Origin of the sequence: Tabrizicola sp. (assembly GCF_030373185.1) — a bacterium.
Lineage (GTDB): Bacteria > Pseudomonadota > Alphaproteobacteria > Rhodobacterales > Rhodobacteraceae > Tabrizicola.
The window spans coordinates 1-21,373 of sequence record NZ_JAUCZH010000011.1 but is presented as its reverse complement, the minus strand read 5'-3'; the positions used below and the strand labels follow the sequence as shown (position 1 = coordinate 21,373).

The following is a 21,373-nucleotide window of genomic DNA, read 5'->3' as shown; positions in this document are numbered from 1 at the left end:
ATATCTTAAAATGCATCAGTTAGCACCACTTGACCGGCTTTCGACTGCTAACCACGGTCTTCCGTAGACGACAGAGCGAGCCAAATCCGAGCTAGGGCAGCTTCCGGGGTCTCAGCTCCGCCATTCTCAACCCCGGCTCTCCAAAGCGGCGCACCGGCAGCATATGCGCCGGGGGTCAGACCGCCAGTCTCGCATTGGCTGACTGCGCGAATCCGGCAGCCGCGCACCACTGCCGTAGCCAAGACTTCTTCCAGCATTGAACTGGACATTACCGTCCCCGCTCCAAAGACTCGCAGGACCGCTCCATCAAGCTCGGCCAGTGCGGCAGCAAGAGCGGCCGGTGGCAGGCCGGGCGACAGGGTCAGGATCGCCAGTCGCCAAGGCGCGAAACGCCGGACGTGAAACCGTTCAGAGCAGTTGCTCTGCGGCACCGAGCGGAAGGCGTCAACGCCCTGCGCGTCATGCTTTACTAGCCCAGCGGCGCTCAGAAGCCTGCCGGCAAAGGCCAACCAGACCCCTGGCAGCGCCTTGCATGCCGCATCAAGCGCAAGGCTCAGGTTGGCCTCGGCATCGCCGCCGCTACCAAGCGGATGCATCGCACCACACAGGATGACTGGCAGCGCGCTTCCGGCAAGCGCCTGCGACAGTGCCGCGCCGGTATAGGACATCGTGTCAGTGCCATGGGTGACGATGACCCCCGCGCCTTGGAAGGCTGAGATCAGGTCGATCATCCGGTTCCACTGGGCGGGACCCATCTCAGCGCTGTCGATTAACGGATCGAAGGTGTGGATGGAAAGACTTACACCAACCGGCGCGAGGTCCTGCAGTGCCTCCTCCACCACACCCGCTCTTGGGGCCAAACCGTCGGGTCCGTGGGCCATGCCGATGGTGCCCCCAGTATGCAACACAAGGATGTCTTTCATTTCAGCCAACCCAGAACGCCTTTTCCAGATTGTCGAAGTCCGAGGGCGGACCTTCGAACTTGTTGCGCCCAAGTTCCAGCACATAGACATAGTCGGCGATCCGCAGGGCGTGGCGGATTTCCTGATCGACCAGCAGGATGCCAAGGTTTTCCTTGTCGCGAAGGTCGCGTAGCATCTGGTAGACCTCTTCCGCCAGGATCTTCGACAGGCCCGCGGTCGGTTCGTCGACCAGTAGCACCTTGGGCTCGCCCATCAGGGTGCGGCCGATTTCCACCATCCGCTGCTGGCCGCCCGACAGTTCGCCCGCAGGCTGGCGGCGCTTGTCGCGCAGGATCGGAAAACGAGTATAGTTTGCCTCGATCTTGGCGGCGATGCGGGCCTTGTCCTTGCGGAAGGTCCAGGCGCCCATCAGCAGGTTGTCCTCGACGCTCATGTCGTGAAAGACGCCGGGATGTTGGGGGATATAGGCCAGCCCCTTCAGGATCCGCTCATGCGTGGGCGTGTTGACGATATCGACGCCGTCCAGCCGGATATGGCCCGCATTGGGGCGCAGGAAACCGTAGATCGCCTTGAGCGACGTGGACTTGCCCACCCCGTTCGCGCCCAGGATCGTGACGATCTTGCCGGGTGGTACGTCGATGCTGACGTTTTGCAGGATGTTCAGGTCCTTGTAATAACCCACATCCATGTTGCGCACTTCAAGCATGCTGGTCCTCCTTCAGGCTGACCATGCCGGTGCCGGACATGTCGTCCGCGTTGCCCAGATAGGCCTCAATCACCCTCGGGTCGTTCTTAACCGCGGATGGTGGGCCGTCGGCGATCAGGTCACCGTAGTTCAGCACCAGAAGGCGGCGGCAGAGGGTAAAGATCGACTCCATCTGATGGCTGATCAGGATGATCGCCTTGCCATTGCCGTTCACCCGTTCGATCCATTTGTAGATCGTCTTCATCAGGCTGGGATGCACACCTGCGAAGGGCTCGTCCAAAATAAAGACGTCTGGGTCGAGCATCAGAAGACGACCCAGTTCCAAGAGTTTCTGCTGCCCGCCGGAAAGGGCGCGACCGTATTCGTTGCGCAGATGGTCGATGGTCAGGAACTCGAGGATCTCCATCGCCTTGTCCTGCACGTCGCGGGGGCGGACGCTGGCATCCATCGACATCGCCGGCACATAAAGGTTTTCCAGCACCGTCATGCGGCGGAAGGCGCGCGTAACCTGGAAGGTGCGGCCAAGTCCGGCCCGCGCCACCTCATAGGGGGCTAACGGGTCGATCCTTTCGCCGTTCAGCCGGATGATGCCGCTGTCGGGCTTGATCGCGCCGTCCAGCACATTGGTCAGCGTGGTCTTGCCCGCGCCGTTTGGGCCGATCAGGCCGACAAGCTCCGGCCCCTCGATGCAGAAGCTGACGCCTTTCAGCACCTGCAATCCGCCGAACCGCTTCTTCACGTCGCGCACGTCGAGTGTGATGGTCATTCTGCCCCCTCCGTCTGGCCCGCGCGCCGCTTGGCGACGGTCTCCGCCCCGACGCCGCGCCGGTCGATCCACATCAGCGCGCCATGGATCACCCCGTTGCGCAGGAAGCGCAGCGTCAGCATCAGGAGAAGCCCGAAGAACACCAGCCGCCAGGTCGTCATGTCGATGCGCGTGCCGAAGAGGAAGAAGTCGGTCCGCAGGAATTCCAGCGCAAAGGAAATCAGGATGGCGCCGATTGCCGCGGCGACGACATTCTCCAGCCCGCCGATCACCGCCATGGCGATGACAAGGCTCATCTGCAGGAGGACGATCGTGTTGGGCGTGATCAGGCCGACATAGTGGCCCTGCACCGCTCCCGCCGCCGCCGCGATCATCGCGGTCAACACGAAGACCACACGCTTGTAGCGGACGGTATCTACACCCAGTGCCTCTGCTGCGTCCTCGTCCTCGCGCAATGAGCGAAGGAAAAGGCCAATCCGCGACTGGGCGATCCATGTCAGAAGCAGGAGTGTACCGAGGAAGAGCGCAAGCATGACATAATAGGCCGGAAGCTTGGCCGTGGCCGGGAAATAGGTGCCGAAAAGCGTCACCCCGTCAGGAAAGATCGGCGACAGCGGCAGGCCCGCCTGCCCGCGAGTCAGCCAGATTTCGGCGCTGATGGCGGCGCGCAGGATCTCCGAGAACCCGACGGTGAAAAGCGCGAGATATGCCGCGCGGAGCCGCAAGACCAACGTGCCAATCAGCCAGCCCGCGCCGCCGCCAATGGCCGCGCCGAAGATAATGCCAAGGATCAGCGGGAAGCGGCTGACGGTGGCGTCGGCGGGCCAGGCGGCTTGTGCCATCTCAAGGCAGGACTGGACCTTGGACACACCTGTCGGCGCGATGAACACCACCCAGTTGCCGAACAGGCCGATTTCTAGGCAGGTACGGGTGGGCTGGCCCGTGACGACAACGTAGTTGTCCAGAAGTCCGGCTCCATAGGCCCCCAGCGCCATGAAGGCCATGTGACCAAAGGAAAACTGCCCGCCATAACCCGCAAGAAGCGCCCAGCTTGACGCGAGGATCGCGTAGAAGAAGGCGGTGATCCACAGATGCATGACGAAGTCGTAGTTCGCGCCGCCATAGGCCAGCGGAAAGACGAGAAGGGTCGCAAGCGCGGCAAGGCCTGCGCCGTTGGGGATGTGTCTGATCATATCTTTTTCCCGAACAGGCCGGTGGGCTTGAGCAGCAGCACCAGGGTAAGGACAATCATTCCGTAGGCGGGCAGATAGGCCGCCGCGCGGGTCGGGTCAGGCATGCAGCCCACGCCCGTCGCCTCGATCAGGCCAAGCAGCAGCCCGCCGATGAAGGCGCCGGGCAACGAGCCGAGGCCGCCCAGGACGATGATGACAAAGGCGCGCAAGGCCGGGATCATGCCGGTCTGCGGCAGCCAGCTGAAGGCCTGCACCAGGACCGCGCCTGCCAGCCCCGCCAGCATGCAGCCCAGCCCGAAGGCCACCATGTTCATGACCTTGGGGTTGATGCCCGCGACAGCGGCGGCCTGCCGGTCCTGCGCCACGGCGCGCAGCCCCTTGCCCCACCAGGTCTTGTAGAGAAACCAGATCAGCAGCCCCAGCATCAGGACCGAGATGACCGCCGCCGTCAGTCGCGGCGTCGAGACAGAGATCGTGTCGAACAGCGTGATGTTCGACCGGGTGGTGGCCAGGATACTGCCGTCTTCGGGGATATTCGTCTTCGGCAGTTCGAAGAAGGGCCGCGCCTTGACCGGGTTCGCGCCCGAAAGGCCCTGAACCAGATATTGCAGGAAAAAGGCCAGCCCGAAGGTCACGAGGATCGCATATTCGTTCGGCCGCTCCACCCTGCCGTCATAGATCGGCGTCAGGAAGGCGCGTTCGAACAGGGCGCCGATCATGAAAGTCACGACGCAGGCGAATATGACTGCAAGCACCGGCCCCGCCCCGGGCAGCCAGACCTCGGTCATGTAATACACGACCATGCCGCCGATCATGTAGAACTCGCCATGGCTGAAGCTGACGATGCCGATGATCGAAAAGATCAGCGCCAGACCCAGCGCCATCAACCCATAGATCGTGCCAATGATCAGCCCGTTGGTCACCTGCGAGGCGACGAACGACCCCGAGGTGACGCAGACGTTGTCGGGATCGGACAGGGCGAAGGCGGCGGTGAAGACCGCCGCCACGCCAAGCCAAGGAAGCACCCGCCAGCGACGGGTCAGTTCGGGGGTCTTCAGGTACAGCGGGATCAGCCCGAAAGGCCCGGTCGCCGCGCCCACGGCCACGCCGACGGCGCGCGCCTGGGTCACGTCAAGATCGCGGGCAAAGTAGGCGCGGCGGATCATCACCGCGCCGACGGCACCCCAGATGACCATCCAGAGGATCGCCATGAAGAAGAACTGTGGATGGTCCATCTGTTCGGTCCTTTCGGGATCAGGCCGTCACTGGCCGGAGATGATCGCTTCGCCAGTCTTGTAGCGCTCGGGGAAGACAACCACGGCATCGGCCGCCAGCTGGTTCGGCTCTTGGTACTGGACCATTGTCACCGCCGGATCGGGGAATTGGTGCCAGAAGTTCGGGGTCTTGCCTGCCGCCTCGGGCGGGTTCGAGGAATTGACCGGGAAGGTGATCTCTCCCAGCGTCCCGGAATAGGTGATGTTCTCCAGCGCCGTCACGATGGCGTCACCCTCGGTCGATCCGGCGGCCGTGATCGCGGCGGCCAGGATGCCGATCGAGTCATAGGCCTCCATCGCATAGGATTCGGCCGCCGACTTGCCGGTGGCGGAGGTATAGGCCGCGACGAAAGCATTGGTCTTGTCGTTGTAAAGCGCGCGTGGCAGGCCGACGGCATTGATGAAGCAAAGGTTCCCGTCCGGCACGTTCTGCCAGAAGGCCCCGCTTTCAAGCGCGGCTTGGTCGCAGGTCATCGGCAGGTCGCCCGGCCCCATGCCGGCCTCGGCCGCCTGCTGGGTGAAGTTGTAGGTCGCCTCGCCGGTCAGAAGCTGGATGATCATGTCCGGGCTTTCGGCGCGGATGCGTTCGATGATGCCGGAAAAATCCTGGGTGCCGATATCGACGGTGAAGGTCGAGGAGGCGATGCCCGCGGCCTCCAGCCCGGCCTTGGTCTCTTCCGAGGCAGGCAGGCCGTAATCGGTGTTCTCGGCCAGGATCACCACTTTCTTGACTTCGGGGATCGTGGCGGCGAACTGGGCGTAGATCTTCGAGACTTCCGACGACAGTGGCGCGATGCGGAAGATGTACTTCTGCCGGTCGGCGGTGATCTGGTCGTTCCAGGTTTCGGCGAAGACGACCGGAATGCCCTTGCCGTCCGCCACGTCCTTGGCCGCGATCCCGACCGAGGAATGGTAGCCGCCGCCCACCGCGACGACGCCGTCCTGGGTGATCAGGCGTTCCATCACCGCCGCGCCGCGTTCGGGCAGGCCCTCGGTATCGACCACGACCAGTTCTACCGGGCAGCCCAGAAGGCCACCGGCAGCGTTGATGTCATCGACCGCGATCTTCATTGCATCGCGCATCGCTTCGCCGCCGGTCACCGAACCGGGTGCTGACAGGGGGGCAAGGCCGCCCAGCTTGATCGGGCAGTCCGCCGCGAAGGCGGGCGCCGACAGAAGCGCCAATGCCGAGGCGCCAAGGATAAATGAAGTCTTCATGCCGTCCTACTCCTGTTGCTGCGGGTGTTGATTGTTGCGGCCCGTCCGTCCCGCGAGCGAGCGGACCACGAGCGCCTCGGCGACCAGCTCGGTCACGTCGACAAGCGTCCTTTCGGTTTCGATATCGGCAATCAGCGGCAGCTCGGTGCAGGCCAGCAGCACGACTTGCGCATCCAGCCCTTTGACAAGCTTGGCAAAGCGCAGTCGCAGACCCGCATCGGCGCTGCCAAGCCGCTTTACATCCTCGATCAGGTGATGAAGGGCATGCGGGTCTGCGGGCAGCTCGACCTCGACCAGGTCGGCCAGACCGCGGTAGGCCGACCATTCGCCCATTTCCGTCACCGGCCCGGCGCCCAGAAGCGCAAGCCGCCGGGTGCCAGACCGCGCGATCCAGTCGGCCAGCACCGACTGGAAGGAAACGAGTTCGGCGCCCAGGTCCAGATCGGCGATCCGTGGCGCATACCAGTTCAGCGTGTTGCAGGCGATGGCATAGGCATCGACTAGGGGCGCAAGTGCGGCCAGCGATTTCTGCATCGCCGCCCACACAGCCGCATCATTCGCGGCCAGATCCATCGACAGGCCGAGATCCGGCTCTGACACGACGACGACGCGTGGCGCGTCCAGATCGCCGCGAAAACCGGGCCCAATGGCCGCTTGGTTGCGTCTGAGGATCTTGGCCCAGAGATCAAGCCCCGCTTCTGGCCCCGAACCGGTGACGATGCCGATCGTAGCGCGTGCGTCATTGTTCAGGCTCTTGTACGCCCGCATGTAATTCTCCGAGGTTTTGAAGGTCTCCCCGGTTGGATCGTGCAAGCAGTTGCTTGCTGTAGACAATTGTGTAATTGGATGCATAGTGGCGCACTTTGGTGCCGTATTTGCATCGGTTAGCATGATGGACGCTTTCGGCCCCAACCTTCGCCTGCTGTGCGGCTACCGGCCCTCGATCTCGCGCGTGGCGCAGGATCTGAAGGTCAACCGCAGCCAGCTGAACCGCTATCTCGCGGGAAGCTCGTTTCCGCGTGGCGCCCTCATGCGACGCATCTGCGACTATTTCGGGGTCGAACCGCACGAGGTCGTAATGCCCGAAGAGGAGTTCGCCCAGATCGTCAAACTGCGCGGACTGGCCTCCGACACCCTGTCGCGGACGCTGCGACAGCATTTCGACCGCATACTGACCCGCAACGATCCACGTATCTTCAACCTGTTGGGTACCTTCTTCGAATACTATTTTTCAATGTCATCTCGCGGACAGATCGTGCGCTCGGTTGTCGTGGTTTCTTCCGAGGGCGATCATGTCTTTTATCGCCGGCTGGAACGAATGGGTGCCTTTGACCGGCCCTGCCATCGCCACTATCGTTATCAGGGCACCGCTCTGATGACCGGAGACCGGATTTTCCTAAATGATTACGAGTATAGCGCTGGGATTGAGATTACTCAGACGGTGCTTTACCCTGACTATTCACATCGCTGGACGCGACTGCACGGGGTCAAGGTAGGCGTCTCGGCAAACCGCGATCACGTGCCGTGTTGCGTGCGAACCTATATGGAACGCACGCCGCCAAGAATGCCTCTTGTTGGAGCGCTTAGAAGATGTGGTCTTTTCCAACGAGATAGCCTTGACATTCCCGACCACGTGCGTCCGATGATCGACAATTATCCGAGCGGCCCGCATGTTTTTGAGGCTTTCTCGGATGATCGAATATAGCTGGTGTATCGCACTTGAAAAATCGCTCGTCAGCGCCGAACAGCGCAGCACGATGAGTGTTCAGTCCCGGCATCTGGTGGATCGGATTCAGGATGAATCGATCTGGCTCTGATGTCCGGGTTTCGCAGATGTATTCCTAGGGCGTGAGGCCGCTCAGCGTCTTGAGCCTTCGGGCGAAGTTGTAGGCCGCCAAGAAGTCCGCGAGGTGCGTTCGCAGTTGGTCGTGGCTGTCGTAGTGGAACCGTTTCACAGTCGCGTCCTTGATCGCTCTGTTCATTCGCTCGACCTGACCGTTGGTCCACGGATGGTTGGGCTTGGTCCGGCGGTGCTCTATCCCGTTGGCTTCGCAGATCATGTCGAAGCGCATCGGCCGGGCACAAATGGTGCTGCGGTTCCGGGGCTGCTCGGAGAACTGGATGACGTTATAGGTGAGAATGGTGTGGTCCCGATAGGGCACGGCTTCGAGCATGTGCTGAAGGAACTCACAGGCCGTCTTTCTGTCCCCATTTCAACGAGTTGAGCGATGGCGAATTTGGCCGTTCGGTCAATGCCCAAAAAGAGACAGAGCTTGCCTTCAACCGTCTGCACCTCGGCGATGTCGATATGGAAGAACCCGATGGGGTAGCGCTTGAACTTCTGGCGCTTGGGCTTGTCGTCCTTCACGTCCCGCAGCCGCGAGATGCCATGACGCTGCAGGCACCGGTGCAGGGCTGACCGTGTCAAATGCAGGATGGACGGCTGCGGGGCATAAAGACAGTTGTCCAGCGGCAGAAGCGTGTGGCGCCGGAACGCGACGATTGCCGCTTCCTCGGCTTCAGTCAAAACCGAGAGCGCGGTTCCGTCGGCCCGGTCTTCATATCGGATCGATCAGCCAGCACCCTGGCCCGGCTTGAAGGCCGGTCAGTTCAGCAGGCGGAAATGCACTTCGTTCGGTTTGCAGGCGGCCCCGTTGATCGGGACGATGTCTTGCGGCATGTGGACATGACCACGATGCAATCAAGGTCCGCGCGCAGGGTCACGTGATCGCCGGGCTTGCTGAGCGGTTCGCCCGAGGAAGTTGAACGTTCCTGTGTTCGGTTGGCCTATATGCGAAAGTGCTGGCCGTCGACCAAGACGGCCTTTGCTCTTAGATCGGTGCTGAGCAATGTCAGAGAGGCTCGATAGCCCACGCGCACCAAACCCAGTTCGTGATGCATACCCAGTGCCATAGCCGGGTTGCGGGATGCCATGTTCAAGGCAGCAGCAATTGGCAAACCGGTGCAAGCAATCATGTTCCGCAGGCTTTCATCCATTGCGACGTGGGCTCCGGCCAAAGTCCCCTGAGCGTTTGTCAGCCGCCCTCCGTCGAGACGGATGGTTTGGCCGTTAAGCGTGAATTGGTTGAGCTTGCTGGCGAGGGTCATCATCGCATCCGTTACAAGGCACAGGCGGTCTGGCAGAAGCCGTGCCGCGATCCACAGGTTCTCCGGGGCGACATGGTGGCGGTCGGCGATGATCCCGGCATAAAGCCTATCTGAGGCCAAGACCGCGCCGACGATACCTGGCTCTCGCCCCGTCATCTGCGACATGGCGTTGAAAAGATGGGTAACGCCGCGCAGGCCCAGCGTTTCCGCTTCGGCGATGGCCTGTGATGTTGCCATGCTGTGCCCGGCAAAGACTGTGATCCCCGCTTTGACAAGCGTCTCCAGGCTGCCGTCGGGCAGGTATTCCGGTGCGACGGTCACAAGCAGAGGTCCGGGAAAGTCAGCGGTCATCGCAGAAATATCGGCTGAGGTCATCGGACGGATCGCATGGGGGTGATGTATCCCCGGACGCTGCGGCGACAGGAAAGGACCTTCCAGATGGACCCCAAGGATGCCCGGAACGCCGGACAGAATGGCCTCGCGCGCGGTGGCAAGGGCCTTTCGGTACTCTGCCTGCGGTGCGCTGATGAAAGTAGGCAGGATATGCGCCGTCCCGCCTTGGCGCGCGCCGTTTGCCATCAGGGCAAGCGTCGCGACAGAGGGGTCGAAATTGAACTGCGCGCCGCCGGCTCCGTTGATCTGAAGGTCGATAAAGCCTGCGGCTACGACATCCGCCGAAACCATGGCGGGATCATCGCCCTCTCCGGTTTCGGCGGGGCGCACCGCGACGATCCTGCCCCCGGAAAGCTCGATGATCCTGTTCGGCAGGCCGACCGGGGTCAATCCATCATAAAGCACGCGGGCAAAGACACGGCCGGGCCGGACTTCGTTTTCAGCCAAAGTCACTTTCGGCCCCGTTCGGATGGATGTGTTCGTAGTAGTCCCGAAGTGACAGCTCTGCTGCCGCCGCGCGATCAAGCACGACAGTGACCTGTCTGTGAAGCTGCAATGCCGTTGCCGGACAGGCCGCACTGACCGGGCCTTCGATCATCCTTGCGACGGCCGGGGCTTTCGCTGCCCCAGTTGCCAGCAACAGGCAGGCCCGGGTGGCGAGGATTGTCCCGACCCCCATGGTGATCGCAAAGCGTGGAGTGTCTGCCAGACTGTCGAAATATGCCCGGTTCGCCTGTCTGGTGTCATCGGTCAGCGTCTTGATCCGGGTGCGGGACGCAAGGCTTGAGGTCGGCTCGTTAAAGCCGATGTGGCCGTTTCGCCCGATCCCGAGCAGTTGAAGGTCAATGCCACCCGCAGCCTCGATCCTGCGCTCGTAAGCCTCGGCCTCGGCCGTAGGATCCGGCGCATCGCCGCGCGGAAGATGTGTCAGGCGGATATCGATGTCGATCCGGTCGAACAGCGCCTTGCGCATGTAGTGGTGATAAGAGCCGATATGGTCGGGACCAAGACCGATGTATTCGTCAAGGTTGAAGGTCGTCACCCCCGCAAAGCTGACACCCTCGGCCGCATGCCGGGACACCACCCGGTCATAAAGCGGCAGCATCGTTCCGCCGGTCGCCAGCCCCAGGACGCTGGCCGGTTTTCGCCGCACCACGTCAAGCAGGATCGTTGCACTGCGGTCGATGGCCGCTTCTGCCGTGTCCAGAATCAATACCTTCACATCGTTCCTTTCTGCCCCTTTGCCGGGGCTGCTCCCGGTCGGGCAGTGTCCGTCCCATCAGGCCAGACGCACGCCACCCCCGTCGAACGGGTGCAGCTTCTCTGTCGCGAAATCCAGTCCGACACGGTCGCCGACCCTCAGGTCCCGGTCAGCGGTCGTGAAGGCCGAAATCCGGCCGCATGCGTCGGTGTCGACCAGCAGTTGCTGAGCGGCCCCGTGGTATTCGCTTACGACAACAATCCCCGAAAGCACCCCGTTGTCCGGCCCCGTGACCGTGCAATCCTCGGCCCGCAGGCCGGCCGCGACCAAACCGCCCCACCCAGCGGGCGCTGCCAGCCGCGAACTGCTGCCCGGAAGGACAATCATACCCTCTGCGGCCCTTGCGGGCAGAATGTTCATCTTCGGGCTGCCAAGGAACTGGGCCACAAAGACATTGGCCGGGCGCTCATACAGCTCGCGCGGAGTGCCGACCTGCATGATCTGACCTTCGTTCAGCACCACGATCCGGTCTGCCAGGGTCATCGCCTCGATCTGATCATGCGTCACGTAGATCATCGTCGCGGCCAGAGATTTGTGAAGCGAGGCAATTTCAACCCGGGTATCGGCGCGCAGCGCGGCATCAAGGTTGGACAGGGGTTCATCGAAGAGAAAGGCCTTGGGTTCGCGCACGATGGCCCGACCGATAGCCACGCGCTGACGCTGCCCCCCGGACAGCGCGCCGGGCTTGCGGTCAAGATAGCTTTCCAGACGCAGGATGCGTGCGGCCTTTGCCACCTTTTCGGCGATTGCCGCCTCGGGTGTCTTTGCGGTGCGAAGGGCAAAAGCGATGTTTTCCTTCACCGTCATATGCGGGTAAAGCGCATAGCTTTGAAAGACCATCGACAGGTGCCGGTCATAGGGTTCCAGCGCGGTGACGTCACGCCCGTCGATGACGATCCGCCCCGAGGTTGCGGATTCCAGCCCTGCAATCAGTCGCAGGAGCGTGGACTTCCCGCAGCCCGAAGGGCCGACGAAAACGCAGAAGTCTCCATCCGGGATCGTCAGCGAAACGTCCTTGATGACAGATACCGCGCCAAAGGATTTGTTCAGGTTTTCAATGCGGATTTCAGCCATGATCTAGCCCTTTACTGCGCCTGCGACCATCGAACCGGTGATCCGGCGATACATTATAAGACCGAGGAGCAATGGCGGCAGCGCCGCCACGACCATGACTGCCGAGGCGGTCCCCCATTGCACCCCGCCGCCCGAGGTCGCGAAAAAGAACGATGCCCCCACCGTCATCGGAACTGCCTCCCGGGTGGTCAGCATCAGGCCGAACAGGAATTCGTTCCATGCGGTGATGAAGCCGAAGACAAAGGTGGTGATCAGCGCGGGACGACACAGTGGCAGCACGACCTTGAACAGCAAGCGCGGCAGGCGGGCGCCGTCCATATGGGCGGCCTCTTCAAGTTCGACCGGGATTTCCGCCACGGCGTTGACCAACAGCATCAAGGCCAGCGGAAGATTGACGATGGCAAGCAGCAGCCCAAGTCCCAGCCGCGTGTCCAGAAGGCCCAAGGTCGCATACATCATGTAAAGCGGAATCGCGAAGATGATCAGTGGCAAGGCACGCAGGTTGACGACCAGCGGGAAAAGTATGGCGCGCCCGTATCCGCGCCGCACCATCGCCCAGGCCATCGGAAAGGCCACGATCATCGGCAGAACAGATCCGATCAGTGCGGCCGCCAAGGAATTCCAAAGATAATGGTAGACATTCAGCCGGTCGCTGATGGTCAGGACGGTCGCGAAATTCTCCAGCGTCGGCGCCTCGATCCAGAGTGACGGATTGCGCGACACCTCGCCCGACGACTTGAACGCCGTGACCAGCGTGGCAAGCACGGGGAAATTCATCACGAAGGCCGCAATCGCAAAGACGATCCAGCGTAGTGTCAGACGAGGTTTCATGGCGTCCGCCTCCGCATCAGGCGTTGGGCCAAGGCAAGGATCACGAAGGCGCTGACGAACAACAGGATCGCGGCGGCCATTGCCTTGCCGATTTCACCCCGGCGCAGGAAGGTTTCATAGATGTAGATCGACATTGAAGTGGTCGAGCCCCCCGGTCCCGCCCCGACAAGCGTGTAGATGTTGTCGAATACCCGGAACCCGTCGATGAACCTGATGAAAAGCGCAACGAACACCGTCGGCATCATCAGCGGCAGCTCGATCTTCCAGAAAAGCCGCCATGGCCGCGTCCCGTCAACTGCCGCTGCCTCGCGCAGGTCATCGGGGATCGACTGGAAGGCCGTCAGGAAAAGCAGGAAGGCAAAGGGCGTCCATTGCAGCGTTTCGGCCACGACTAAGGTCTTGAACACATTCGCCGGGCCAAGGAACGACGGCGACCAGCCGAACCAGCTGTACATGTAATGCGGCAGCGGTCCTGCGAATTCATGCAAGACCAGACGGTACATCAGCCCCATCATTGCGGGTGCCACGATCATCGGGATGATCAGGATGGCAACCGTCCAGCCATGCCGGCGGACCAACGGTGCCAGATAAACCGCGAGCGCCAGCCCCAGCGCGCATTGCAGCACAGCCGTGATCGCCCCGAAACGCAGTGAGAACCAGGCGGCCTGCCAGAAGGTCGGGTCGGCAGTCACATCGCGGAAGTTCTTCAGCCCCGAGAACTCTGGCGTGGTCAGCGTCTGGAAGGTGGTCTCGGAAAACCCGTAGACTAGGCTCAGCAGCGTGGGAAAGCCAAGGATTGCCAGCAGAAACAGCACTATCGGCCCAGCGAGAACCGCGTTTTCGACAGATCGTTCCTGCTTCATGTCCACTCCATTGGTCGGGCGCGGACGGTGGATGCCGTCCGCGCCCCGGTTTTTCACTTCAGAAGTTCGGCCATCGACGCGGCTGCGTTCTTCAGCGCTGTGTCCAGATCCTGCGTGCCGGCCCAGTATCCGGTGAACTCCTTGGCTTGCGCCTCATAGACCGCCAGCGCCTTTTCCGCCGTGCCGCCATTCATGACGAACCCGTAGGTCGAAGCATATTCGCCGACCTGCACAAGATCCGGCCGATCGGCTGCCAGTTTGGCCGCCGTCTCTGCGGCAAGTCCCGGAGCACCGCCTGCCTTGGCATAGGCCAGTGCCGCCTCTTCGGTCGAGAGCCACTGCAGGAAGGCAAGCGCGCCTTCCTTGTTCTCGGCCGCCTTGTTCAGACCAAGGCCAAGCCCGTGGATGTGGGTGTAGCGACCGTCCGGCCCTGCTGGAGGTGCGGTCGTGCCGGTTGCTGCTTGCGCTGTGGTCAATTCACCCGCCGCCGCGTTCCACTGTACCATGGCTGCAACCTGACCAGACGAATAGGCAGCGTTGGCTTCAGCGTATTCGTAAGAGGTCGAGTCGGGCGGCGTCGCGCCAAGATCGAACAGCATCTTGGCCTGGCTCAGGGCCGTGCGGAACGCTTCGCTGTCAACCGTGATTGCGCCGCTGTCATCCATCCAGTTGCCGCCATAGCTGCGCGGCCAGGAATGGAACACCATCATGTTGAACAGCAGGTTCTTGGCTTGGATGACAGTGCCATAGCGCGTTGGGCTGTCAGGGTTGATCGATTGGGTGAAGTACAGCGCGTTGGCAACGAAGTCTTCCCATGTCCAGTCGGCCGGGGCCTTCGGCTCCATCGCCTTGCCAAGATACTGCATCGCGATTTCTGAATACTTCGCCTTGGCTGCGTCATCGGCCATAAGCGCATCGATCAGGTCGCTGCGATAGTACAGGAAATGCAGCGAAAGGTCGGTCGGCACGCCGTATTGGGCGCCGTTGAACTGCATGGTCTTCAAGACCGTATCGCCAAAGACCGCGCCTGCCTGATCGGACAGGGTGACCGGCTCCATGAAGGGCGCATAGCGACCGATCGAATAGGTGGCGATCAGGTTGATGTCAAAGGCAGTGCTTCCGGCGGCAAGATCGACCTGGAGCTTGTCAAAGAACCCTTCACGCGAAGTGAACAGCAGTTCCACCTTGTTCTCAGCAGCCAGATCAGCCTTGGCATTGTAGACCTCGGTCACAGCCCGCAGGGCCGCTTCCTCGGGTCCGCCTGGCCAGCCCAGAACGGTGACTTCAGCTTGGGCGGCACCGCCGGCCAGCATGGCCAGCATAGCAGCCGTTGCGCGCAGTTTGGTCTTGAAGATCATGTACTTTCCTCTCTGTTTGGTTGCTTTTGTCTTGCTAGATCGGCAATTCCGATGATGCCGGCGTCGCTGCCAAGCGCAGCAGGGCGCAAGGTGGGGCGCAGCAAAGGCTGCAGATGCGCCACCGCCTTGACCACCCGTTCGATGTAACCGCCAGCCAACCCAACACCGCCGCCGATCACGACATGTTGCGGGTCGAACATAAGTTGCAGGTCGCAGGCCAGCCTCGCCACGCGCCGCGCCGAGGTTTCGATCACAGCCTCGGCCGCGGCAATGCCAGCCGCTGCGGCCGCAAAGACCGCGCGGGCATCGGTGCCAAGGCCAAGCCGTGCGCCCTCGGCGGCAATCCAGCGGCCCGAGGCCCCGTCCTCGAACCGGGCCCCGTCACCCTCGGGCAGGGGCAGGATCTGGCCGAAATGCCCCGCGAGACCGCTGCGCCCCCGCAAGAGTCGGCCATTGGCGACGACCCCACCTCCGATCCCGGTCGAGACCGTAAGGAACACGGTGTCTTTGCCCGCCCCCGCCCCTTGCGTGAATTCACCCCAGGCCGCCGCCTGCGCGTCATTGGCAAGCACGACCGGAACGCCCAAGACCTCGGTCGCGGCCTGTTTCAGTGGGTAGCTGCCCTGCAGGGGCAGGGTCACGGGGTTCAGCGCGCTCCAGTGGTCATCCTTGATCAAGCCGGTGACCGTGATGCCCGCCCTGTCGAAGCGGCCAGCCCATCCGGCGGCACAATCCGCAATCTGGCGCATCCAGGCGTCGGGCCCGGCGTCCCTGTCGGTCATGACCTCAATCCGGTCAACGATTGTGTCCTCCTCGACCAGAGCCGCCAGCAGCTTCGTGCCGCCCAGATCGATGGCAATAGTTCGAGCGTCCGGTTTGGCCTGACGCGCCACACGGCTCGCGGCCATCGCTTCGACAAACCATGCCGTCACATGTTCGGTCCGGGTGATCGCCGACCCGGCGACTACGGCATCGGCCCCCGCCGTCAGGGCGCGTGCCGCCTGTGCGGCGTTATGATACCGCCCTTCGGCCACGACGAAGGCGCCCGTCCGGCGCAGCATGGTCACCAGATGGAGATCCGGCTCGTCCGGCACCGGGCCACCGGTGTAGCCGGACATGGTCGAACCGAGTACCGCAGCGCCCAGCGCATGAGCGGCGAGACCGTCTTCCGGCATGGCGCAATCCGCCATCGCGATCCGCCCGGCGGCATGGATCGCCGCCACCAGCGCGGCTCGAGACACTGGGCGGTCGCGATCCGTCGCGTCGAAGGCGATAAGGTCGGCGCCGGCCGCTGCCAGCGCAGCCACGTCTTCCAGCAGCGGGGTAATGCGGACGTCGCTACCAGGGATGTCGCGCTTGATAAGGCCGATGATCGGCACGGTCGTCAACCGCCTGACCGCCCGGAGATTCTCCACGCCCTCTATGCGCAAGCCGACGGCGCCTCCGGCCAGCGCGGCCATCGCAAGCGCTGCAACGATCTCGGGACGGTCCATTGGCCCTCCCGGTACGGGTTGGCAGGAAACGACCAGTCCGCCGCGTAATGTGTCCAGAGTTTCCGGCATGATTCCCCCTCGCTGTCGAGAGTGCCTGCCTGCTTACTGGTATGCAACAAGAACCAAACTGGTATGCTCCGTTCACGAGCCGAGGTCCGTCAAGAAGTCGTAGAGCGCGCCGTTGTATCTTGTCTCGGTATATTCGACGGCCCGGCCATCGGCCAGATAGCAACGCCGCTCGATGATCAGCAGCGAAGCCCCCGCTTCCGCCTCAAGAAACTCCGCCTCGACGGGCGACATCAGCCCGGCGCGAATGCGCTGCGCACCCCGTACGGGGCCGCACCCCAATGCGCGCAGCGTCGCATAAAGCGAATCCTCGACCAGCTCCCCCGAGGGCAGGATCGCCTGGGGAACCGTCGCGCGCTCGATCGCCAGGGGGCGGCCGTCTGCCATGCGGATCCTGACCAGGCGTACTACAGGATCGTTGCTGAGAAGGCCAAGAAACATTGCCTCGCTTGGCGTTGGTAGTCCGCTCTGCCGCGAGATCCATCGGTGTCCGGGCCGACTGCCCCTGGCTTGTAGCTCTTCCGAAAAGCCGGTGAGGTTTGACAAGGTCTTCTGCACGCGGGGGATGATCTGCGTCTGTGCGCCCTGTTGGCGCTGCAACCGGCCTTCCCTTGCCAGCAGATCCAGCGCCCGCCGAACTGTGACGCGACTTATGCCCAGTTCACCAGACAAGCGGCGCTCGCTTGGCAAGGCCTGCCCGCCGGCGATCCGGCCGACTGTCATTGCATCCAGCAGGGCGCTCGCCAGTCTCTGGTACAGGGGGCGCTCGGTGGACGCGTTTTCCAACACCGCTCGAACAGCAGCGATTAAGGGATCACTTGTAGACATATCTGGCTTCTTCCAAGGCTAGTGGTAGATACCAGTTACCGCACCGGAACAGACCAGACAATCCCTGAACTCTCTTCCATGCGCCTGCCGCTTGTGCCTGTGTCGGCCATGTCCAGCATGCGCTTGTACTCGCCTCGATCCGCCAGGCCGCGCGTCAGGCCGCATGCGCCGCATGATCGGCCATGATGCCGAGGGTGACGGTCTCTACCTGCTACGCGCTGGCTAGGCACCTGATGGTGACGAGCTTTGAAGGCTATCAAGACGGCCCGCGCGACTTCGGCGGTATCGTCATGGAGGCAGTTGCCGTGTTGCGCGGCGATGGGCTATCCAAACCCGAGGCCGAGGCGCTGCGCGAGACGTTGATCCAAGGCTACCGCTGGCTCTTGGTAGACCAATATCAGTACATCGGCCCCGAGGTATATGCCCGCATCGGCGCGGTGGCAGGGCGGTCGCTGGACGATGGTCTGCGCGTCAGCCTGTTTGCCTTGGGCGATGACGACCAGAACATCTACGCCTTTGCTGGAGCCAGCATCGACTTCATTCGCCGCTTTGAGGCCGACTATGCCGCCAAACCGGTCTGGCTGACGGAAAACTACCGCTCTTCCGCCCACATCATCGCGGCGGCCAATGCCGTGATCGCGCCCGCCGCCGCGCGTATGAAGGTAGGTCACGATATCACGGTGAACGGCGCCCGCGCCCGGGCGATGCCAAGTGGCGATTGGGCGGCGCTGGACCCGGTGGTGCAAGGGCGCGTTACCCTGCCGGATGCGGGTGGCATGCAGCGCAGGCCGTCGCTGCGCTGGATGAACTGCTACGCCTTCCGCAGCTTGACCCGGATTGGTCATGGCGTCGGTGCGCCGTCAAGCATTGCATCGCGCATGGTGTTGCTGATCGCGCTTACGGGCAGATAGCCGTTGGCGTTGATCAGGTTGGCATAGAAGGCGGGCAGGTCGGTTATCGGCTTTGCCGCCGGTGCCGGTTCGGATTTGCGCTTACGACGTTTCTGCCCGGCTGCTTCAACCTTGCGCTGGGCGGCGCGCTGCATCGCCCGGTCCAGCGCCTTCGGCCCATCAGGCGGTTCGGGGTGTTCCCGGCGGGACGCCTCGGCGGCGGTAACGATCTCCGCCTCGGTCAGCCCCAACTCGTCGCGCCAGCGCTTGACGCTCAGCCGGGGTGGCCAGCCTTGCCACCAGCCGGGCAGGGCGGCGGGGTCGAGGCCCAGCGCTGCCAGCACTTCCCCGAAAAACTGATCAGAGATCGCTGCGCGTGCTTGCGCGCCCTCCTCCTCCTTTACGGATTTACTTAATCGTCGTCACGACCCTCACAGCACCAATTCGTAATGCGTGTTGCGCCCGCCGCCTTCGCCCTTCCGGAGCAGACCGAGGTCCAGTAGAGCCGCGATGTCACGGTTCGCCGTGTCCTGCGAGCACTTGGCGATCACCGCCCACTTCGACGAGGTCATCTTGCCTTCGAACCCATCGAGTAAGCGGTTCAGTACCTTGATCTGGCGTTCGTTCAGCGCCAGCGCTGCAGTGCGTTCCCAGAACTGCCCCTTGGCGACGACCGTCGCCAAAACGCCATCTGCGCCGTGGATGGCTCGGCCGAGGCAGTCGAGGAACCACAAAATCCACGACGTGACGTCCGTGCCACCCTTCTGGGTGCGCTCAAGCTGGTCGTAGTACGCGTTCCGCTCGGTCCTGATCTGCGCGGACATGCTGTAGAACCGTTGCGAGCTCCCCTCCGACCGGGCAAGTGCGAGGTCAGCGATGGCGCGGGCGATGCGACCATTGCCGTCCTCGAACGGGTGGATCGTCACGAACCACAGATGCGCCAGCGCCGCCTTGATCACCGGGTCGGTGGCCAAGGGCGCGTTGAACCATGCGAGGAAGGCTTCCATCTCCGCTGCGACCCGCGGTGCCGGGGGGGCGGAGTAGTGAACTTTCTCCCGGCCATAGGGCCCCGACACAACCTGCATCGGGCCGGTGCTGTCATCACGCCAATCGCCGACGATGATCTTCGTCATGCCGTTGCGTCCGGTGGGGAACAATGCAGCATGCCAACCGAAGAGGCGTTCCTTCGTGAGCGGCGACTGATAGTTCCGCGTCGCGTCCAGCATCACCTCGACGATGCCTTCCACATTGCGATCGGTCGGGGGCAGGGCGCCAATGTCGATGCCAAGCCGTCGGGCGAGGGATGACCGCACCTGAGTGGCATCCAGCTGCTCACCCTCGATCTCGCTCGTCTTGACGACGTCCTGCGTGAGGGTCTGCAGGACCGCCTCCTCGCGCAGCTTGAAGCCCAGCGCCTCCATCCGGCCGATCAGTCGCCCCTGGTCGTGACGCACTGCAGCAAGGGGGGCGGCAATGCTGCCATCCTGCCAGGTCAGCCTTGGCCAGTCTGGTTGCTCCCAGATGTACACCGTAATCTCCGCGTTAGGTGCGGTGATTGTGGGTCACATTCTCCGCAAGCGCAAGGAAAAACACCGCAAGATATGCGGAGAATGATGGGCCTATTCTCCGCGTGGTAACTCTGAGCTTCGGACTTTGACGTGAGCCCACTTCCATCAAAGTGGTGTGATCACAGAGTCGCGGCGATTCCTGTCATCAAGACCCGTAGCTGTTAGTGGTCTACAGCCTAGCCTGCTTCACAAGGGCACCACTGCCGAGCTCTGCCCCACGATTGACATCGGTGTGCAGGCGACCACGTCCCTGATGGAAAGCGGCAGCCCTATGGACATTCCCGCCCGCAGCTGGAGCTACATCAACCGCAATCACGCTGGACCGACCTGATAGGCGAAGGCATTGGCACCCTCGCACGCGAACTGGTGGAAAAGGCCGCCCCGGTGCCCGACATCGTGCAGTGGTTCGGCGAATGGGCGCGAGATGTGAGGGGCGAACAGCGGGGGTTGCTGCTCATGACCGCCCATCGCGCCAAGGGGCTGGAATTCGACCATGTCGCGATCCTGAACGGCGGCTTGGATCGCCCGTCGCGCGGTGAGGATGCGGACGCTCCGCGCCGCCTGCTTTATGTTGCGATGACGCGGGCGCGGTCGACCCTGACCGTCCTGACCGACGGCCCCCATGCCTTTGTCCGCCAAGGCGATGCGGTCCTGTCCTGCCGCGTCACCCCCGATACCGCCGCCCTGCCGCGCGCCCGCCTGCGCTATGTGCCGCCTGATCCGACGCTGGTGGATCTGTCCTACGCCGGGCGCCTGCGGCTGGGTGATCCATCGCTGGCCGCCATCGCCGCCGCGCGCCCTGGCGACCCCGTCCATCTGATCCGCGACGGCGACCGCTGGCGGATCGAGAACGCCCAGGGCCAGACCCTTGCCCGCCTGTCCCGCGCCTTCGCACCGCCCGAGGGCACCACCTTCCTGCGTGGCGAGATCGCGGCCATCCTGAACTGGCGGCGCGAAGATGGCGATGATGAGTATCATCACCTGCTGCGTCGAGGTGAGTGGGAAGTGGTCTTGCCCGAACTGGTGTTCGAAGCAGGGGCGCAAGCTGTCATGGCGGATCAGAACGGCAACTGACTCTCTTGATCAGGGGTGGCCTTGGCCAATTCATCACGGATCGAAAAGGGTGGCTTCCGCTGGCTGGATTCCGGCCAAGGTGGCTTCCGCGAAGTGGATTCCCTGGATTCCACAAAAGAATCCAGCAAGCCAAGATCGTGATTCCACAAGCCTCTGATAACGTGTCGCTTTTCCCCTAATCGCGCGCCAAGTGGCTTCCGCCTGGCTTCCCCGGTGAAAGTGCCTGTCGCTAGCGAACCGCCGCGCTGCGCCCCCCCGCATACGTTCGGGGCCGGGGAGGAACCATGCCAGGGGGGGAGCAAGCTTACTGCACCTCTTGCTTGGCGTTGGTTGGATTGACCTTCAAGGAAAACAAAAGGGTCCCGACCGCTGTGAGCGCGCCCTGAACTTCATGCTGAGTTACAGAAGGAATGCCTCCATGCGAAAGCTGATTAGGGTCAGGACTCGTTCTTGTTTCATAGCCAGAACATGACGGTTGCGGCGAGC

General features: G+C 62.8%; 22 protein-coding genes and 1 pseudogene. 4 read left to right on the top strand and 19 right to left on the bottom strand.

Going from position 1 to position 21,373, the window contains the following annotated elements:
• Positions 1 to 47: 47 nt before the first annotated feature.
• The 7 genes from QUV21_RS17230 to QUV21_RS17200 are packed head-to-tail and all read right to left on the bottom strand — an operon-like array spanning position 48 to position 6,848.
• Positions 48 to 923 (bottom strand): asparaginase domain-containing protein, encoded by an 876-nt coding sequence (locus tag QUV21_RS17230; protein WP_300856564.1) that lies wholly within the window; start codon positions 921 to 923, stop codon positions 48 to 50.
• 1 nt (position 924) lies between these two features.
• Positions 925 to 1,629, bottom strand: coding sequence for an ABC transporter ATP-binding protein (locus QUV21_RS17225; RefSeq protein ID WP_300856563.1), 705 nt, complete (start codon positions 1,627 to 1,629; stop codon positions 925 to 927).
• Positions 1,622 to 2,395, bottom strand: a complete 774-nt coding sequence (locus QUV21_RS17220) for an ABC transporter ATP-binding protein (protein WP_300856562.1) — start codon at positions 2,393 to 2,395, stop codon at positions 1,622 to 1,624. The genes QUV21_RS17225 and QUV21_RS17220 overlap by 8 nt, the downstream gene beginning before the upstream one ends.
• Entirely contained in the window at positions 2,392 to 3,588 is a 1,197-nt protein-coding gene (locus QUV21_RS17215) for a branched-chain amino acid ABC transporter permease (protein WP_300856561.1), read from the bottom strand. Before QUV21_RS17215 ends, QUV21_RS17220 begins: the two co-directional genes overlap by 4 nt.
• Positions 3,585 to 4,823: a branched-chain amino acid ABC transporter permease gene (locus tag QUV21_RS17210; RefSeq protein ID WP_300856560.1), complete on the bottom strand. Its 1,239-nt coding sequence runs from the start codon at positions 4,821 to 4,823 to the stop codon at positions 3,585 to 3,587. Before QUV21_RS17210 ends, QUV21_RS17215 begins: the two co-directional genes overlap by 4 nt.
• 27 nt (positions 4,824 to 4,850) lie before the next feature.
• On the bottom strand, positions 4,851 to 6,080 hold the full coding sequence (locus tag QUV21_RS17205) for an ABC transporter substrate-binding protein (RefSeq protein WP_300856559.1): 1,230 nt from the start codon (positions 6,078 to 6,080) through the stop codon (positions 4,851 to 4,853).
• Between the two features lie 6 nt (positions 6,081 to 6,086).
• The gene (locus tag QUV21_RS17200; protein ID WP_300856557.1) at positions 6,087 to 6,848 is read right to left on the bottom strand and encodes an aspartate/glutamate racemase family protein; all 762 of its coding nucleotides are present in this window, start codon (positions 6,846 to 6,848) and stop codon (positions 6,087 to 6,089) included.
• Between the two features lie 121 nt (positions 6,849 to 6,969).
• Here QUV21_RS17200 and QUV21_RS17195 point away from each other — a divergent pair, with 121 nt between their 5' ends.
• Positions 6,970 to 7,785 (top strand): helix-turn-helix transcriptional regulator, encoded by an 816-nt coding sequence (locus QUV21_RS17195; protein ID WP_300856556.1) that lies wholly within the window; start codon positions 6,970 to 6,972, stop codon positions 7,783 to 7,785.
• Positions 7,772 to 7,897: a hypothetical protein gene (locus QUV21_RS17190; RefSeq protein WP_300856571.1), complete on the top strand. Its 126-nt coding sequence runs from the start codon at positions 7,772 to 7,774 to the stop codon at positions 7,895 to 7,897. Before QUV21_RS17195 ends, QUV21_RS17190 begins: the two co-directional genes overlap by 14 nt.
• Here QUV21_RS17190 and QUV21_RS17185 read toward each other — a convergent pair.
• From QUV21_RS17185 to QUV21_RS17145, 9 genes and pseudogenes are all read right to left on the bottom strand, one after another.
• Positions 7,841 to 8,663: pseudogene (locus QUV21_RS17185) on the bottom strand (IS481 family transposase); the annotation flags it as partial. The gene QUV21_RS17190 and the pseudogene QUV21_RS17185 sit on opposite strands and share 57 nt — an antisense overlap.
• A gap of 204 nt (positions 8,664 to 8,867) precedes the next feature.
• A complete protein-coding gene (gene nagA / locus QUV21_RS17180; protein ID WP_300856554.1) occupies positions 8,868 to 10,028 on the bottom strand; it encodes an N-acetylglucosamine-6-phosphate deacetylase in 1,161 nt (386 codons plus the stop codon).
• Positions 10,021 to 10,803 (bottom strand): glucosamine-6-phosphate deaminase, encoded by a 783-nt coding sequence (gene nagB / locus QUV21_RS17175; RefSeq protein ID WP_300856553.1) that lies wholly within the window; start codon positions 10,801 to 10,803, stop codon positions 10,021 to 10,023. The genes nagA and nagB overlap by 8 nt, the downstream gene beginning before the upstream one ends.
• Positions 10,804 to 10,860: 57 nt before the next feature.
• On the bottom strand, positions 10,861 to 11,916 hold the full coding sequence (locus tag QUV21_RS17170; protein ID WP_300856552.1) for an ABC transporter ATP-binding protein: 1,056 nt from the start codon (positions 11,914 to 11,916) through the stop codon (positions 10,861 to 10,863).
• 3 nt (positions 11,917 to 11,919) lie between these two features.
• Positions 11,920 to 12,747 (bottom strand): carbohydrate ABC transporter permease, encoded by an 828-nt coding sequence (locus tag QUV21_RS17165; protein WP_300856551.1) that lies wholly within the window; start codon positions 12,745 to 12,747, stop codon positions 11,920 to 11,922.
• Positions 12,744 to 13,610 carry a sugar ABC transporter permease gene (locus QUV21_RS17160; protein WP_300856550.1) on the bottom strand — a complete coding sequence of 289 codons (867 nt, stop codon included), beginning with the start codon at positions 13,608 to 13,610 and terminating at the stop codon, positions 12,744 to 12,746. Before QUV21_RS17160 ends, QUV21_RS17165 begins: the two co-directional genes overlap by 4 nt.
• A 53-nt stretch (positions 13,611 to 13,663) precedes the next feature.
• Positions 13,664 to 14,968, bottom strand: coding sequence for an extracellular solute-binding protein (locus QUV21_RS17155; RefSeq protein WP_300856549.1), 1,305 nt, complete (start codon positions 14,966 to 14,968; stop codon positions 13,664 to 13,666).
• On the bottom strand, positions 14,965 to 16,530 hold the full coding sequence (locus QUV21_RS17150) for a putative N-acetylmannosamine-6-phosphate 2-epimerase (RefSeq protein WP_300856548.1): 1,566 nt from the start codon (positions 16,528 to 16,530) through the stop codon (positions 14,965 to 14,967). The genes QUV21_RS17155 and QUV21_RS17150 overlap by 4 nt, the downstream gene beginning before the upstream one ends.
• 72 nt (positions 16,531 to 16,602) lie before the next feature.
• Complete coding sequence (locus tag QUV21_RS17145) at positions 16,603 to 17,355, bottom strand: GntR family transcriptional regulator (protein WP_300856547.1); 753 nt, start codon at positions 17,353 to 17,355, stop codon at positions 16,603 to 16,605.
• 182 nt (positions 17,356 to 17,537) lie between these two features.
• On the opposite strand from QUV21_RS17145, the gene QUV21_RS17140 reads away from it, so the two are divergent.
• The gene (locus tag QUV21_RS17140) at positions 17,538 to 18,266 is read left to right on the top strand and encodes a UvrD-helicase domain-containing protein (RefSeq protein ID WP_300856546.1); all 729 of its coding nucleotides are present in this window, start codon (positions 17,538 to 17,540) and stop codon (positions 18,264 to 18,266) included.
• Here the strand turns inward: QUV21_RS17140 and QUV21_RS17135 are convergent.
• Both QUV21_RS17135 and QUV21_RS17130 read right to left on the bottom strand, forming a co-directional pair.
• A complete protein-coding gene (locus tag QUV21_RS17135) occupies positions 18,197 to 18,589 on the bottom strand; it encodes a hypothetical protein (protein ID WP_300856545.1) in 393 nt (130 codons plus the stop codon). The two genes, QUV21_RS17140 and QUV21_RS17135, sit on opposite strands and share 70 nt — an antisense overlap.
• A gap of 87 nt (positions 18,590 to 18,676) precedes the next feature.
• Positions 18,677 to 19,774 (bottom strand): Fic family protein, encoded by a 1,098-nt coding sequence (locus QUV21_RS17130; RefSeq protein ID WP_300856544.1) that lies wholly within the window; start codon positions 19,772 to 19,774, stop codon positions 18,677 to 18,679.
• 423 nt (positions 19,775 to 20,197) lie between these two features.
• On the opposite strand from QUV21_RS17130, the gene QUV21_RS17125 reads away from it, so the two are divergent.
• Positions 20,198 to 20,887: an ATP-binding domain-containing protein gene (locus QUV21_RS17125; RefSeq protein ID WP_300856543.1), complete on the top strand. Its 690-nt coding sequence runs from the start codon at positions 20,198 to 20,200 to the stop codon at positions 20,885 to 20,887.
• A gap of 304 nt (positions 20,888 to 21,191) precedes the next feature.
• On the opposite strand, the gene QUV21_RS17120 is transcribed toward QUV21_RS17125, so the two are convergent.
• Positions 21,192 to 21,373, bottom strand: a 182-nt coding sequence (locus QUV21_RS17120) for a hypothetical protein (RefSeq protein WP_300856542.1), incomplete at its 5' end; no start/stop codon positions are given.

Coding starts and splice junctions, on each gene's coding strand:
- QUV21_RS17230 (WP_300856564.1), bottom strand. CDS start 923: ATGAAAGACATCCTTGTGTTGCATACTGGGGGCACCATCGGCATGGCC.
- QUV21_RS17225 (WP_300856563.1), bottom strand. CDS start 1,629: ATGCTTGAAGTGCGCAACATGGATGTGGGTTATTACAAGGACCTGAAC.
- QUV21_RS17220 (WP_300856562.1), bottom strand. CDS start 2,395: ATGACCATCACACTCGACGTGCGCGACGTGAAGAAGCGGTTCGGCGGA.
- QUV21_RS17215 (WP_300856561.1), bottom strand. CDS start 3,588: ATGATCAGACACATCCCCAACGGCGCAGGCCTTGCCGCGCTTGCGACC.
- QUV21_RS17210 (WP_300856560.1), bottom strand. CDS start 4,823: ATGGACCATCCACAGTTCTTCTTCATGGCGATCCTCTGGATGGTCATC.
- QUV21_RS17205 (WP_300856559.1), bottom strand. CDS start 6,080: ATGAAGACTTCATTTATCCTTGGCGCCTCGGCATTGGCGCTTCTGTCG.
- QUV21_RS17200 (WP_300856557.1), bottom strand. CDS start 6,848: ATGCGGGCGTACAAGAGCCTGAACAATGACGCACGCGCTACGATCGGC.
- QUV21_RS17195 (WP_300856556.1), top strand. CDS start 6,970: ATGATGGACGCTTTCGGCCCCAACCTTCGCCTGCTGTGCGGCTACCGG.
- QUV21_RS17190 (WP_300856571.1), top strand. CDS start 7,772: ATGATCGAATATAGCTGGTGTATCGCACTTGAAAAATCGCTCGTCAGC.
- QUV21_RS17170 (WP_300856552.1), bottom strand. CDS start 11,916: ATGGCTGAAATCCGCATTGAAAACCTGAACAAATCCTTTGGCGCGGTA.
- QUV21_RS17165 (WP_300856551.1), bottom strand. CDS start 12,747: ATGAAACCTCGTCTGACACTACGCTGGATCGTCTTTGCGATTGCGGCC.
- QUV21_RS17160 (WP_300856550.1), bottom strand. CDS start 13,610: ATGAAGCAGGAACGATCTGTCGAAAACGCGGTTCTCGCTGGGCCGATA.
- QUV21_RS17155 (WP_300856549.1), bottom strand. CDS start 14,968: ATGATCTTCAAGACCAAACTGCGCGCAACGGCTGCTATGCTGGCCATG.
- QUV21_RS17150 (WP_300856548.1), bottom strand. CDS start 16,530: ATGCCGGAAACTCTGGACACATTACGCGGCGGACTGGTCGTTTCCTGC.
- QUV21_RS17145 (WP_300856547.1), bottom strand. CDS start 17,355: ATGTCTACAAGTGATCCCTTAATCGCTGCTGTTCGAGCGGTGTTGGAA.
- QUV21_RS17140 (WP_300856546.1), top strand. CDS start 17,538: ATGATGCCGAGGGTGACGGTCTCTACCTGCTACGCGCTGGCTAGGCAC.